9 protein-coding genes are annotated in these 13,791 nt (G+C 69.1%); 7 read left to right on the top strand and 2 right to left on the bottom strand.

Features of this window, described 5'->3' with window-relative positions:
* Nucleotides 1-88: 88 nt before the first annotated feature.
* The 3 genes from Q5Z10_RS00255 to Q5Z10_RS00245 are packed head-to-tail and all read left to right on the top strand — an operon-like array spanning nt 89 to nt 3,312.
* Nucleotides 89-1,054 carry an alpha/beta hydrolase gene (locus Q5Z10_RS00255; RefSeq protein WP_442758964.1) on the top strand — a complete coding sequence of 322 codons (966 nt, stop codon included), beginning with the start codon at nt 89-91 and terminating at the stop codon, nt 1,052-1,054.
* The gene (locus Q5Z10_RS00250) at nt 1,051-2,673 is read left to right on the top strand and encodes a carboxylesterase/lipase family protein (protein ID WP_303637366.1); all 1,623 of its coding nucleotides are present in this window, start codon (nt 1,051-1,053) and stop codon (nt 2,671-2,673) included. The genes Q5Z10_RS00255 and Q5Z10_RS00250 overlap by 4 nt, the downstream gene beginning before the upstream one ends.
* A gap of 51 nt (nt 2,674-2,724) precedes the next feature.
* Nucleotides 2,725-3,312 (top strand): cysteine dioxygenase family protein, encoded by a 588-nt coding sequence (locus Q5Z10_RS00245; RefSeq protein WP_303637365.1) that lies wholly within the window; start codon nt 2,725-2,727, stop codon nt 3,310-3,312.
* Between the two features lie 116 nt (nt 3,313-3,428).
* Here Q5Z10_RS00245 and Q5Z10_RS00240 read toward each other — a convergent pair whose 3' ends face one another.
* Nucleotides 3,429-7,232 carry a LamG-like jellyroll fold domain-containing protein gene (locus Q5Z10_RS00240; protein ID WP_303637364.1) on the bottom strand — a complete coding sequence of 1,268 codons (3,804 nt, stop codon included), beginning with the start codon at nt 7,230-7,232 and terminating at the stop codon, nt 3,429-3,431.
* Between the two features lie 134 nt (nt 7,233-7,366).
* Entirely contained in the window at nt 7,367-10,147 is a 2,781-nt protein-coding gene (locus tag Q5Z10_RS00235) for a TonB-dependent receptor (RefSeq protein WP_303637363.1), read from the bottom strand.
* Nucleotides 10,148-10,431: 284 nt separating this feature from the next.
* Here Q5Z10_RS00235 and Q5Z10_RS00230 point away from each other — a divergent pair, with 284 nt between their 5' ends.
* The 4 genes from Q5Z10_RS00230 (at nt 10,432) to Q5Z10_RS00215 (ending at nt 13,790) form a co-directional block, all read left to right on the top strand.
* A complete protein-coding gene (locus tag Q5Z10_RS00230; protein ID WP_303637362.1) occupies nt 10,432-11,451 on the top strand; it encodes a sugar kinase in 1,020 nt (339 codons plus the stop codon).
* Nucleotides 11,438-12,076, top strand: coding sequence for a bifunctional 4-hydroxy-2-oxoglutarate aldolase/2-dehydro-3-deoxy-phosphogluconate aldolase (gene eda / locus Q5Z10_RS00225; protein ID WP_303637361.1), 639 nt, complete (start codon nt 11,438-11,440; stop codon nt 12,074-12,076). Before Q5Z10_RS00230 ends, eda begins: the two co-directional genes overlap by 14 nt.
* 180 nt (nt 12,077-12,256) lie before the next feature.
* On the top strand, nt 12,257-13,285 hold the full coding sequence (gene adhP, locus Q5Z10_RS00220) for an alcohol dehydrogenase AdhP (RefSeq protein ID WP_303637360.1): 1,029 nt from the start codon (nt 12,257-12,259) through the stop codon (nt 13,283-13,285).
* 109 nt (nt 13,286-13,394) lie between these two features.
* Nucleotides 13,395-13,790 carry a hypothetical protein gene (locus Q5Z10_RS00215; protein WP_303637359.1) on the top strand — a complete coding sequence of 132 codons (396 nt, stop codon included), beginning with the start codon at nt 13,395-13,397 and terminating at the stop codon, nt 13,788-13,790.
* Nucleotide 13,791: the final 1 nt, after the last annotated feature.

Raw genomic sequence — 13,791 nt, 5'->3', positions numbered from 1 at the left:
CGCAGCGCATCACGGACGCTTGGCGGTGACATCGTCGACCCTGTTGCCCCTTGCCGGAGCCTTGCCCACCATGCGCCTTTCCGCCGTTGTGCTGTTGCTGGCCTGCCTGCTGCAGGCCGCCCCCGTCGTGGCCGCCGATACGCCGCTGCGCGCCGGTGAGCGGCTGGGGCGGGAGCTGGACGGTGAGCAGCTGCCGCTGTGGCCGGCGGGCCAGGTGCCCGGCGAGGCTGCCGCCGCGCGTCCGCCGCGCGTGGTCGAGCGCAGCCAGGACCCGGCTCACCCGGATCGCTTCGTTGACCGCATCGATGCGCCCTACCTGCTGGTGCATGCGCCCGCCCGTTCCAATGGCCGCGCGCTGCTGGTGATTCCTGGCGGTGGCTACCAGCGCGTGGTGATCGACAAGGAAGACAGCGCGCTGGTGCCGGAGTGGGTCGAGCGTGCCGGCTACACGCTGTTCGTGCTGCGTTACCGGCTGCCGCAACCGGGGCGCGACCGCCAGGCCGCACTGGCCGATGCACAGCGCGCCCTGCGCGTGGTGCGCGAGCAGGCCGCGCGACGTGGACTCGATGCCGACAGCGTGTCGGTCATGGGCTTCTCCGCAGGCGGCCACGTGGCCGCGCGGCTGGCCAGCGGGTTTGATCTGGCGGCATACCCGGCACGCGATGCCATCGATCAGCTGAGCGCGCGGCCAGCACGGGCGGTGCTGGTGTATCCGGTGATCGACATGGGCGCGCATGCCCACAGCGGGTCGCGCGGGCGCCTGCTCGGCAGTGAACCGGATGCGCCGCTGGCAGCGCAGTACTCGATGCAGACGCAGGTCCGTGCGGACATGCCGCCGACGCTGCTGATCCACGCCAGCGACGATCACGTGGTCAGCGTGCACAACAGTGAAGCAATGGCACAGGCGCTGGCGGCCGCCGGTGTCGAGCACGAACTGCATGTGTTCGCGCACGGCGGGCACGGATTCGGCATGCGCGTGCCGCCCGCCTCGACGCTGGCGCTGTGGCCGCAGCTGGCGCAGCGCTGGCTGGGCAGCGACGAGGGCACGCGATGAGCGATGCACCGTCCGACCTGACGCGGCGACGCTTCCTGTGCGACAGCGCGCGTTGGGGGCTGGCCACCGCCACCGTGGCATCGTTGCCTGCGGCGGCGGCGCCCGGGCCGCGCGATGACCGCCAGGTGGGGGTGCGCGTGCGCGGTGGACGCGTGCGCGGCCAGCGTGAGCAGGGCGTGCATGTCTTCCGCGGACTGCGCTATGGCGCCGATACCGGCGCCTACCGCTTCCAGCCGCCCCGTCGCGAGGCGCCCTGGCGTGGCATCGCCGACGCGCTGGAGTACGGCGCGGCGGCTCCCCAGGGCGGCGCCGAGGGTCCCGGCAGCGAAGACTGCCTGTTCCTCAATGTGTGGACGCCGGCGCTGGGCGATGGCGGTCGCCGCCCGGTGCTGGTCTACCTCCATGGCGGCGGCTTCAACAATGGTTCCGGCAGCGATCCGCTGTACGACGGCAGCGCGCTGTGCCGGCGCGGCGATGTGGTGGTGGTGACGCTCAACCATCGTCTGAATGCCTTCGGCTACCTGTACCTGGGTGCGCTGGGCGACCCGCGCTATGCCGCATCGGGCAACGTCGGCCAGCTCGATCTGGTGCAGGCGCTGCAGTGGGTGAGGGAACACGCGGCGGTGTTCGGTGGCGATGCCGGCAACATCACCGTGTTCGGGCAGTCCGGCGGCGGCGCCAAGATCGCCACGCTGATGGCGATGCCGGCGGCGCAGGGCCTGTTCCAGCGCGCGTGGACGATGAGCGGGCAGCAGGTGACGGCGGCCGGGCCGCGCGCCGCGGCGCAACGGGCGGCGATTGCCATGCAGGCGGTGGGCGCACCCGACCTGGCGGCGCTGCTGCGCATGTCGCCCCACGAACTGCTCGCCGCGACCCGCGCACGTGATCCGTCGCGGGTGGAGGACACATCGCTCTACTTCGGGCCGGTGCTGGACGAGGTGGTACTGCCGATCCACCCGTTCTGGCCACAGGCGCCGCGGCAGTCGGCGGGCATCCCGATGGTGATCGGCAACACCCACGATGAGACCCGCGCCTTCCTCGGCAACGATCCGGCCAACTTCGCCCTGACCTGGGACACGCTGCCGGCGCAGCTGGAGAAGCAGCAATTCGTCGACCTGCTGCCTTCCACGGTGATCGCCACGTATCGCCGCCTGTATCCACACTACACGCCGTCGGAGGTGTTCTTTGCCGCCACCACGGCAGGGCGCTCGTGGCGTGGCGCGGTGGAGGAACTGGATGCGCGTGCGCGCCAGGCCACGGGCGCGGCGCCGACGTGGGCCTATCAGCTCGATTGGCGATCACCGGTCGAGGACGGACGCCTGCGCGCCTTCCACACGCTGGACATCCCACTGGTGTTCGACAATGCCGGCGTGCCCGCTGCCCGCACCGGCGGCGGCGCGCAGGCCCATGCACTGGCCGCCACGATGAGCGGGGCATTGATCGCATTCGCACGCAGCGGTGATCCCAATCACGCCGCCATGTCGCATTGGGCTCCCTACACGCTGCCGCGACGACAGACGATGCTGTTCGACCAGCACAGCCAGCTGGTGGACGATCCACGCGCGGGGGAGCGCCTGCTGTATGGAAAAGTGCCGTTCGTGCAGCGCGGCACGCAGTGATGACAGCGGCGCGCAAACATTCTGTTAACCCTGCTCGGCTAGAGTCGGGCCATGGGAAGGATCGCCACATCATTGCCGTTTCCGGGCCGCGAGCAGCTGCTGGCCGCAATTGATGGCGCGGTGTGCCTGGCCGACCCGCGGGCGATCACCAGCGCGCTGCAGCGCGTGCTGTGCGCGGCCATCGCTGATCCGTCGATCCAGCTGCCGCCGTGCGTGCGACGCCCGGTGGACGGCCACTACGCGCGCCGCGAGCTGCATCGCAGCCCGACCCTGGGCTACAGCGTCATCGCCATGTGCTGGGGTCCCGGGCAGGGCACGCCGCTGCATGACCACGATGCCATGTGGTGCGTGGAAGGCGTCTGGCAGGGCGAACTGATCGTCACCCCGTATGCGCTGCAGGAGCGGCAGGGTGAGCGCCATCGTTTCACTGCGCAGGACACCCTGTACGGTCAGCGCGGCAGCGCCGGCAGCCTGATCCCGCCGCACGAGTACCACACGCTGCGCAATGCCAGCGACGAGGACGTGGCGGTATCGGTGCACGTCTACCAGGGCGTGATGGAGCGCAGCGCGGTGTTCGAACCGCTGGCGGATGGCTGGTACCAGCGCCGGGTGAAGGTGATGGAGACCGACGCGGCGTAGCCGCCTCCCGCCGGGCATGGCCCGGCGCTACCCCTGCCTCCTGCAGGCACCCCATCCCCGGCGGCCCATCAACGCGCGCCCATCGGTAGCGCCGGGCCATGCCCGGCGGGGCCCCATCAACGCGGCACGTCGGCCACGTTGTTCAACCGGGTCACTTCCTCGCCGCCATCGGCCAGCGCCACGCGCACACGCAGGCCACTGCGCTCGCCCGCGGGCAGCGGCAGTGAAACCTGCACCGTCTTCGGCTGCAGGTCAGCCGGTGCGGCCATCGCCGGTACTTCGGTACGGGCGATCTCGCGGCCGCGCGCATCCTCCAGCACCGCCACACCCACGCCGCTGCCGGCATGGCCCAGGCTGTGCACGGTCACCTGCACCTGGCGCCCGTCCACCCGCACATCGCCGCGGCCGATGCCCAGGTCCGCACGCATTTCCACCGGCGTACCGGCGCTGATCCGCTCGAACTCGAACACTTCGGTGCGGCCGGGACGGAACTGCATCGGCACCGGGACACTGGTCTCCAGCTGCACGCTGCGTTCGGCGGCGGTGCCATCGATGCGCCCATCGCCATCGGCATCCACGCCGCTGCGCACGCGCCAGGTGCCGCTGGCCACGTTCCAGCCGGTCATGTCGGCTGCGATGGTGCGCGCGCCCAGGTTATGGCTGGTCACGCTGAAACGCTCACGCGAGGGCGCATGCACCAGCAGGGCCACCTGCTCGGCGGCACCGTCGCGGTCGAAGCGCCAGCTGACGGTGTGTCCCGGCCAGCTCTGGTTGCGCTTCAGCGCAATGCCGCCCAGTCGCGCGCGCTGCAGGAACTCGCTGGGTGCATCCACGCGGTCCGACCACCAGTGGCCTTCAGTGTTCATGTAGGCACGTTGCACCTTGGCCTGCAGGCCATCGGCATGCAGTGCGTCGATGTACGCCCTGTCGCCGCTGGCCTGCCAGGCCATCAGGCTGGCGAAACCGGTCTTTCCCGCATCGGCCTCGGCGGTCAGCAGCGGATACCAGTCGCGCTGCCGGCCGAGTACGTCCACGTAGTTCTCGCCCAGGTTGGCCAGTGCGCCGGGCCCGCCACGCGCTACGCGGTAGTCCAGCGCCTGCAGGTACTTCGCATCGCCGGTCCAGCGCCAGGCCGCCCAGAACGTGTGCATCGTGTCGCCACCGCCAGAGCCGTTGTTGAGCTCACCGCCACGGGTAGCCCCGGTGGCCCAGTGGATCTCGTTGGGCAGGGTGAAGCGGCCCTTGTCGTCGGTGCCCGCGTGCGCCAGGTAGCCATCGGCCAGGCCGATCACCAGCCGGCGGCCGGTGGGGTCGGCGTTGTACTGGCCGAGCAGGAACGCCGGGTGCAGCACCGGGAACGAATAGGGCTTCTGCCACTGCCAGTTCGGCTCGCGGTAGACCGTGTTGCCGCCGAACCAGTTGCTGGAGAACAGCAGGTGGCCCTGCGGGTTACGCAGGATGATGCGCTCGTCGAAGGCCTTCACCGTTTCCATCAGGCGCTCCAGCGTCAGCGGATCGCCCCAGTTGAGATAGAGCATGGCGCTGTTGGTGTTGATGCCTTCCTCGTAGGCGTGCAGCTCGTCGGTTTCGATCGTGCTCAGTCCGTTGCTGAACATGCCATTGCGGTACACCGCATCGGACAGCGCGGTCAGCGAGGCGTTCAAGCGCTCCGGCCGCACGCCCATCAAGGCCAGCCCCGGCCACTGCTGGGTCAGGTCGGAATCATCGGAAATGCCGCCACCGAAATCGCCGTAGGCCACCTGCCGCTCATCGATCCACCAGTCGACGAACTGCCGCACCTGGGCCAGGTCCTGCACCTGGTGGAACGCCCACGCCGGCACGCCTTTGGGCACGGCCGGTGCGCTGTAGGGCGGGCGGCCCTGGCTGTTGTAGCTGATGTAGTTCCAGTACAGACGGCCGAGTTCGTGGTCCGGGTCGACCCGCAGCAGGTCGCTCAGGTCCGCATGGACGCGCGCGTACAGGCGCTGGCGCTTGGACGTGGTGTGCTCTTCCACCAGGAAGCCCCAGTTGTCGCGCACCTGGTTGAAGCGGTCGGCCACGTGTTCCTTCACCGCGTCGGCGCGCGGCTTGAACACCAGGCGGATCTGCGCGCCGTCGAGTGCACGCGCATCGAAGCCGGGCGCAGCCGAAGCGATGCTCAGCCACAGGCTGTCGGGGGTGAGGATGCGGTCGCGCAGGTCCAGCCACAGCGTGCGCTGCTGCCCGGGCTGCACCGACACCGACACATCGATCATGTCGCGCGCCGGCCAGATCGGATCCTTGATGCGGATGTTCAGCGGGATCAGCCCCGCGTGCGTGGCCGGCAGGTCCAGCGCGGGAAGGTCGATGGCCACGCCATCCAGGCCGTCATGCATGTTCTCCCAGCTGTAGGCCCAGCTGCGGATCAGCGGCTGGTTGGCCGGGGCATCGCCCACGCCGGAGGGAATCAGCACGTGCACGATGGGCTGCGGATGCGCGGGCAGGCTGTCGGCACCGCGGCGGCGGGAGCCGGCGCCCTTGGGCAGGGCCATCACCGTGCTGCGTTCGGCCGCCGGATAGCGGCCGTTGATGTAGCGGCGCAGCGTATCCAGGTTGGTGTAGTCGGGCAGGGCCTGGCTGTCGATGAGGTAGGTCTGCTTGACCGTGCCATCGGGTTCGGCACCCTCGCTCACGTTGTAGGCCCAGATCTCCTGGATCGGCGTTTCCTGTTCGACGTTGCTGAAGCGCAGCACGCCACCGCGCTGCGCGGGAATGTCATCGACGCTGCGCACCACGCCGCGCGGGCGGGTCGCCAGCACCCGGGTGGCCTGCGCGGGACCGGGGCCGTGGGCGAGGGTGCCGAACGCCGCGCCGCGGATCTCCACCCGGTTGACGGTCTCGCCGGCCGGCAGGGTCAGGTCCAGATGCTGGCCGCCCTCCACATAGGTGTTCCAGTCCGGCAGCTGGAAGTAGTCGTTGCGGCCGGGCAGGCGCGAGCGGTTGTAGACACCGGGCCAGGTGGTTTCGGCGATGCCGTCGGTGGCCTTCCACATCCAGGCTTTCAGGTCGCGGCTGTCGGCGAACTCGATCTTGCGGATGCGCGTGCGCGCGGCGGTCAGTGCCGGTGGCGCCGCGCCCTCCCAGCCGAAACGGTGGCGCCAGGCGCGGTCATCGGCAACGCTGGCGACGGCGCTTTCAGCAGCCCTGCCGTGCGCGAGCGCGCTGACCGCCGCAGCATCAAGCATCCGGTCGTAGACGCGGATGTGCTGGAAGTCGCTGCCGCGCAGGAAGTTGTAGCGGCTCTGCACCTGGTAGGGCGCCATCACCCGCCCGGCCAGGCCAAGCTGGTCCAGCGCCGCATCGTAATCGCCAGTGGTCTGTGCGCGGGCCACCTCGCGGCCGTCGACGAACAGACGCACGCCCTGGTCTTCGTCCCAGGCAAAGGCCAGGTGCAGCCACTGGTCTGCGCGTGGCGGCGTGTCCATGCGGAACGACACGCGGGTACGGGCGAGGTTGGCATCGGTGACGAACGCATCGAAGCCGTGCCCGTTCCAGTCGATGCGCAGCCATGCCATGTCCCAGCTGCTGTGATCGGCATAGCCGACGCGGAAGATCACGAACGGTGCTGCGCCCACTGCGTAGCGCGCGCGCCAGTCGAAGGCGAGGGTGCCGCGCTGGGCGAGGATGTTGCCGGGCGCATTCCAGGCAAGCACGCCGTCGTCCTGCCACTGGATCGCCTTGCCACGCGCGCCGTCGTCGACGATGTCGATCCTGTCGCGGAAGTTCGGCACCGCCTCCCCGTGCGCCACCACTGCCTCAAGGCCGCTGTCAGCATCGACATGGAACAGCAGGGTGGGCGTATCGGTGGCGGCCATCGCGGGGCCAGCGGCCACGGCCACCGCCAGCAGTACGCAGTGGAACAGGGTCGAGCGGTGCGGCATCAGGCGTTTCCTTTCAACGGGCGACGGCCGGCGAGGGCCGCCGGACCGTAGCAAGGCCACGCCGCGACGGCACCTTGCGGCGCAGCAGCGAGCGTGGCGAGCGGCGGCGTGCGGGTGCGCGCCGCCGGCGTTGCTCAGAACTTGTAGCGCAGGCCCAGCAGGTACTGGCGGCCGGTTTCGGTGTATTGCAGCGGCAGGCGACCGGTCAGCGGCGAGTAGACCCACTCATCCGATGCCTCGTTGGTCAGGTTGATGCCTTCCAGGCTCAGTTCCAGCTGCTCGCTGATCGTGTAGCGGATGGAGGCGTCGAACACCGTGGTGCCGGTCATGCCGTGATAGCCATCGAGGTTGAAGCCGGTTTCCTGGCCCGGTGCCTGGGTCAGGTAGTCGTCGCGGTTGGTGGCCGAGATGCGGCCGGCGAATTTCTCGCCCTCGTAGAACAGCGTGGCGTTCCAGGACGACTTCGACAGGCCGGTCAGGTCGGTCTTCATCACCGGCTGCCCGGCCGCGTTGATGTACTGGATCTTCGATTCCACCCAGGTGTAGTTCAGCTGCACGCCCAGGTTCGACCACCTGCCCGGCAGGAAGGTGAAGGGCTGGGTGTAGTTGGCTTCCACGCCGTGCAGTTCACCGCCGGGGGTGTTGACCGGCTTGCTGTAGGTGAAGTCATCGCTCGCCGATGCGCCGGTGCCGACCAGCAGCGAGGCGGGCAGGCCGCTGTCGCTGTACGGACGCACTTCGCGGGTGGTCTGCACGAAGCTTTCGATGTCCTTGTAGAACAGGCCGATGCCGGCCATGGCCCCTTCGGCGAAGTACCACTCGAAGCCCAGATCGACGTTGGTGGCGCGGATCGGATCCAGCGCCGGATTGCCGCTGGCGATGGTGCGCGCACCGCCGGCCACTGCCACCGTCGCGCCGGGGGTCAGGCTGCCCAGGCCGGGGCGGCTCATCACCTTGGCGGCGCCCAGGCGGATCAGGAAATCCGGGGTGACTTCGGCCACCAGGTTGAACGAGGGCAGGGTGTCGTTGTAAGTGCGGCTTTCGGTGGTTTCCACCGTGCCGTTGGCCAACGTTGACAGGCCAGTGGAGGATTGCTTGGTGCGCACGTAACGCACGCCGATGTTGCCCGACAGCGGCAGCGCACCGATCTCCGTGGAGAACTCACCCATCAGGTAGCCGCCGCGGTCCTTCTCCTCCACGCTGCGCACGTTGTTGGCGCGCGGCGCCACCGCGTAGATGCCGTTGTTGCTGTAGATGTCGAACTGTTCGGCGATGGCGTCCAGGTTGGGCACGACCCAGCTGCCGGGGCTGCCACTGATGCCCTTCAGCCCGGCGGGCTGGGTCATGTCCACCGGCACGATCCTGCTGCCGTCGGCGAAGCTCGACACGGCCAGTTCGCTGGCGCGGCGCAGCTCGGTGGTCTTGAAGGTGTAGTCCTTGGCCAGCACGCCGCCCTTCAGGCGGAAGCCCGGGCTGATGTTCCAGTTGAAGTCGATCTGGCCGGTGTCGAAATCGTTGTCCACGTATTGCGGACGCATGCGGATCTCGGCCAGCTCCCAGCCGCTGGGGTTGGTCGGGTCGATGCCGTAGTTGAGGACCGGCGCGCGGCTGTTGCCACGGTAGTCGTAGCTGTAGCCGTCGACGTCGTACTTGTCCATGATCACGGTCGTCTGCACCGGATTCTCATGCCTGGAGCGCGAGATGCCGATCTTGCCGGACAGGGTGAAGTCTTCGCCGAAGCGGTGCTGGCCATTCAGCGCGATCTGCTTGAACTCGGTGCTCCACTCGTCGTGGCGGTTCTCGGTGCGGATGTCGACGTTGTCGAACTCGCCGTACAGCAGCGCGCCATTGCGGATCTCACCGTTCCTAACAATGGTGGACGGCTTGCCGTCACGGTCGGCACGCCGCGCCGCGCCGGTGGCCGAATCCCGGTTGCGGCTGAAGGAGATCGCCTCGATGTAGTTCTCGTCGCGGGTCGCATCGATCTTCGAGTACAGCGCATCCAGCGAGAACTCGGTGGCGTCGTTGGGCTTCCACTGCAGCGAGCCGGTCACGCCCAGCCGCTTCTGTTCGTGCGCCATCTGCACGTAGCGCGGGAAGCGCGGATGGAACACGTCGGCGGCACGCGCGGCGGCGAACGGCGAAGACGCGGCGAAGTTGCCGTTGCTCGGGCCGTTGGCCCAGCGGCCGGTGTTGGAGCCTTCCTCCAGCGCCTGGCGCTCGGAATAGGCCACCGACAGCAGCGCTCCGAAGGTGCCATCGGCAAAGGTGTTGGAGATCAACGCGGCCACCCGCGGATCGGCCTTCTCGGCCATCGCGTTGTAGCTCGCCTGGCCACTGGCGGCGAAGGTCAGTCCGTCATAGTCGAACGGACGCGCGGTGCGCAGGTCGACGGTGGCACCGAGCGAACCTTCCTCCACATCGGCCGACGCGGTCTTGCGCACCAGCAGCTGCGAGAACAGGTCCGACGCGAACACGTTGAAGTCGAAGCCGCGGCCGCGGTTGGTGCCGCCGCTCTGGTCACCGGCGCCCACCGTGGTCAGCGCCTCCATGCCGTTGATGCGTACGCGGGTGAAGTCCGGGCCCAGGCCGCGCACGGAGATGTTGCGGCCTTCGCCGGCTTCGCGGGTGATGACCACGCCCGGGATGCGCTGCAGCGATTCCGCCAGGTTCAGGTCAGGGAACTTGCCGATGTCCTCGGCAACGATCGCATCGACCACGCCGGCTTCGCCGCGCTTGATGTCCAGCGCCTTCTCCACGCTGGCGCGGTACCCGGTGACGGTCACCGTATCCAGTTCGGTGGCGTTCGGCTGGGCACCCTGCTGCTGGGCGGCAGCGCTGCCTGCCAGCGCCAGTCCGACGGCCAACGCGAGCAAGGTAACCGGTGTCTTTTTTCCATGGTTCCGAGAATGCATGCCTTTCCCTCTCCCAAAGGTCTGGTATCGCGGCTGTTTCAGCGTGATGACACCGCTGGTCAGGCCGGACGTTAGCAGCACGTTCCCGATCCGGCATCTTGCACCGCAACAGATCTGAAATGTCTCCAAGACGCTTGCAGGACAATGCTTCCAACAGTTTGATAGGCTACGGGCAAGGCCGGTGCCGGCTGGAATGACACCGATAGTCAACCGCCACGCCCCACGCGTGGTCCCCAACTCGCCGAGCAGTGTCACATGCCGGCGGCAAGCGTGAAGGAGCGGAAATGGGTCGTGTCGTGTGTTTCGGGGAAGTGCTGCTGCGGCTGGGGGCGCCCGGTCGCGAACTGCTGCTGCAGTCGCCACAGCTGCAGGTACACGTGGGCGGGGCAGAGGCGAACGTCGGTGTCTCGCTGTCCCGCTTCGGACATCCGGTGGCCATGGTCAGCACCGTGGCGGGCAACGCGCTGGGTGCGCACGCGCTGGCCGAACTGCGCCGGCACGGCGTCGATACCCGCGGCGTACGCGAGGATGCGGACGGCCGCATGGGCCTGTATTTCCTCACCACCGGTGCGGTGCAGCGCGCCAGCGAAGTGGTCTACGACCGCGCCGGCTCCGCGTTCGCCAACAGCACCGCCGCCGACTACGACTGGCCGGCCCTGCTGCAGGGCGCGCAGTGGCTGCACCTGTCCGGGGTCAGCCCGGCGCTCGGCCCGCAGGTCGCGCAGGCGACGCTGGAGGCAGCGCGCGCCGCACGCACGCTCGGCGTGCGCGTGTCGTTCGACGGCAATTTCCGGCCGAGGCTGTGGCAGCGCTGGGGCGGCGACGCGCAGGCGATTCTCCGTGAACTGTTTGCCCAGGCCGACATCGTCTTCGCCGACCACCGCGATATCGAAGTCGTGCTTGGCCAGCGCTTCGAACAGCCCGAGCTGATCGCACGCGTGGAAGCGGCGGCCATGGCCGCGTTCCAGGCATTCCCGCAGCTGCAGTGGATGGCCTGCACCCAGCGGCAGGCACTGAGCGTGGACCACCATGCGCTCGGCGCGTTGCTGCTGGGCCGTGATGGCACCCGCGCGCAGGCGCCGGTGCGCCAGCTGCAGGGCATCGTCGACCGCATCGGCGGCGGCGATGCCTTCGCGGCGGGCATCCTGCATGGCATCCTGTCCGGCTTCGATGCCGATGCCACTGTGCGTTTCGGCCTGGCTGCCGGGGGCCTGAAGCACTCCATTCCCGGCGATTTCAATCCCGTCAGCGAAGCTGACGTACTGGCCCTGGTGGGCGAGGAGCGATTCGATGTCCGGCGCTGATCCACGCGTTCGTGCGGTACTGAAACTGGCCCCGGTGATTCCGGTGTTCACCCCCGATGACATCGACGATGCGGTGCAGGTCGCGCAGGCGTTGTTCCGTGGCGGCCTGCCGGTGATCGAGGTGACCCTGCGCACGCCGCGTGCGCTGGAGGCGATCACGGCGATGGTCGCGGCGGTGCCCGATGCAGTGGTGGGTGCCGGCACGGTCCTGACCCCCGCACAGATGCAGGCCGCCAAGGCCGCCGGTGCGCGCTTTGCGGTATCGCCCGGTGCGACACCGACGCTGTACGCGGCCGCACGCGATGCCGACCTGCCGTACCTGCCGGGCGTCGCCACCGGCTCCGAGCTGATCGTCGGCCTCGAGCACGGCCTGGATACCTTCAAGTTCTTCCCGGCAGTGCAGGCCGGCGGCGCTGCACTGCTGTCGGCCTGGCATGGCCCGTTCGCCGATGTGCGGTTCTGTCCCACCGGCGGCATCAGCGCACAGACCGCCAGCCAGTTCCTGCACCTGCCCAACGTGCTGTGCGTCGGCGGGTCGTGGCTGACCACCGCAGCACTGATGCAGACCCGCGACTGGGATGCGATCGAGCGCCTGGCCCGCGAAGCGGCCGTGCTGGCAGGCTGAGCGCCCGCTCCGCAGTGGGCGCGGGCGGCACGCTGCTGGCCGACGCGGGGTGCTGCACCGCGGGGCCGCGCAATCACGGTGGGCCTGCGCCCGGCCCTGCGCCCGCGATTGATCGGGATCAAGGCGGCGACGGTGCGCCTGCTCCATCCTTGGACGCAAGCGCACTACGGAGATCCACGCATGAACAGAACCATGAAGGCCGCCGTGGTGCGCGAGTTCGGCAAGCCGCTGGTCATCGAGGAAGTCGCGGTACCACGCCCGGGGGCGGGCGAGGTGCTGGTCAGGATCGAGGCCTGTGGCGTCTGCCACACCGACCTGCACGCCGCCGAGGGCGACTGGCCGGTGAAACCGAACCCGCCATTCATCCCCGGCCACGAAGGCGTGGGGCACATCGTGGCCGTGGGAGGCGGGGTAGGGCACGTCAAGGAAGGCGACAGGGTCGGCATCCCCTGGTTGTACTCGGCGTGTGGCCATTGCGAACACTGCCTGGGGGGCTGGGAAACGCTGTGCGAGACGCAGCGCAACACCGGCTACTCGGTCAACGGCGGCTTCGCCGAGTACGCACTGGCCGATGCCAACTATGTCGGCCTGCTTCCGAAGGACGTGGGCTTCGTGGAGATCGCGCCGGTGCTGTGCGCCGGTGTGACCGTCTACAAGGGCCTGAAGGTCACCGACACCCGGCCCGGTGACTGGGTCGCCATCTCCGGTATCGGTGGCCTCGGCCACATGGCGGTGCAGTACGCGCGGGCCATGGGCCTGAACGTGGCGGCGGTGGACGTGGACGAGGCCAAGCTGGCGCTGGCGCGGCGGCTGGGAGCGCAGGTCACCGTCAACGCGCGCACCACCGATCCGGCCGCGCTGCTGAAGAAGGAAATCGGCGGCGCACATGGCGCGCTGGTCACCGCGGTTTCGCCCAAGGCCTTCGAGCAGGCGCTGGGCATGGTGCGCCGCGGTGGCACCGTATCGCTCAACGGGCTGCCACCGGGCAATTTCCCGCTGGACATCTTCGGCATGGTGCTCAACGGTGTCACCGTGCGTGGCTCGATCGTCGGCACCCGCCTGGATCTGCAGGAATCACTGCGGTTCGCTGCCGAGGGCAAGGTTGCCGCAACGGTCAGCACCGACCGCCTGGAAAACATCAACGATGTGTTCGCGCGCATGCGCGCGGGCGCCATCGAGGGCCGCGTGGTGCTCGACTTCGCCGCCTGACCGCCTGTGCAGGGCCGTCGTATCCGTTTCCCTCTCCCACGGATACGGCGGCCGTGCCGGTCACGGGTCCGCCCGCGAACCCGCGGCCGGCGCGCCGTACAATGCGCGCATGCCCAGCCCCCTCAAGAACGTCTTGCTGTCCCTGCTCGCCCTCATCGGCGCGCTGCTTGCGCTTGCGCTGGTGACCAGTGCCGGCGGCTGGTTGCCGTCGTTGCTGCGCCTGCATCCGGGCAGCGAGGCCCAGCTGGGCTGGGATCTGGCCTTCACCGTGCTGGGTGGCATCGCGGCCATTGCCTTTGCCACGTACTACGCACCGTGCTGGCCGCGGTCCCACGGCTTTTCGGTGTGGTCGCTGCTGCTGCTCGGCGCCGGGTACGGGCTGTGGATGACCGGCGGCGACTTCCCGCGCTGGTTCGTCATCGGCCTGCTGCTGTCACTGCCGGTGCAGCTGCTGCTGGGCTGGCGGTTCGGCCGCCGCGCGTCACGCAGCGTATCGTCGGCCTGAC

Origin of the sequence: Stenotrophomonas sp. 704A1 (genome assembly GCF_030549525.1) — a bacterium.
Lineage (GTDB): Bacteria > Pseudomonadota > Gammaproteobacteria > Xanthomonadales > Xanthomonadaceae > Stenotrophomonas > Stenotrophomonas tuberculopleuritidis.
Note: the sequence above shows the minus strand (reverse complement) of the source record. Positions and strands in the feature narration are given on the sequence as shown.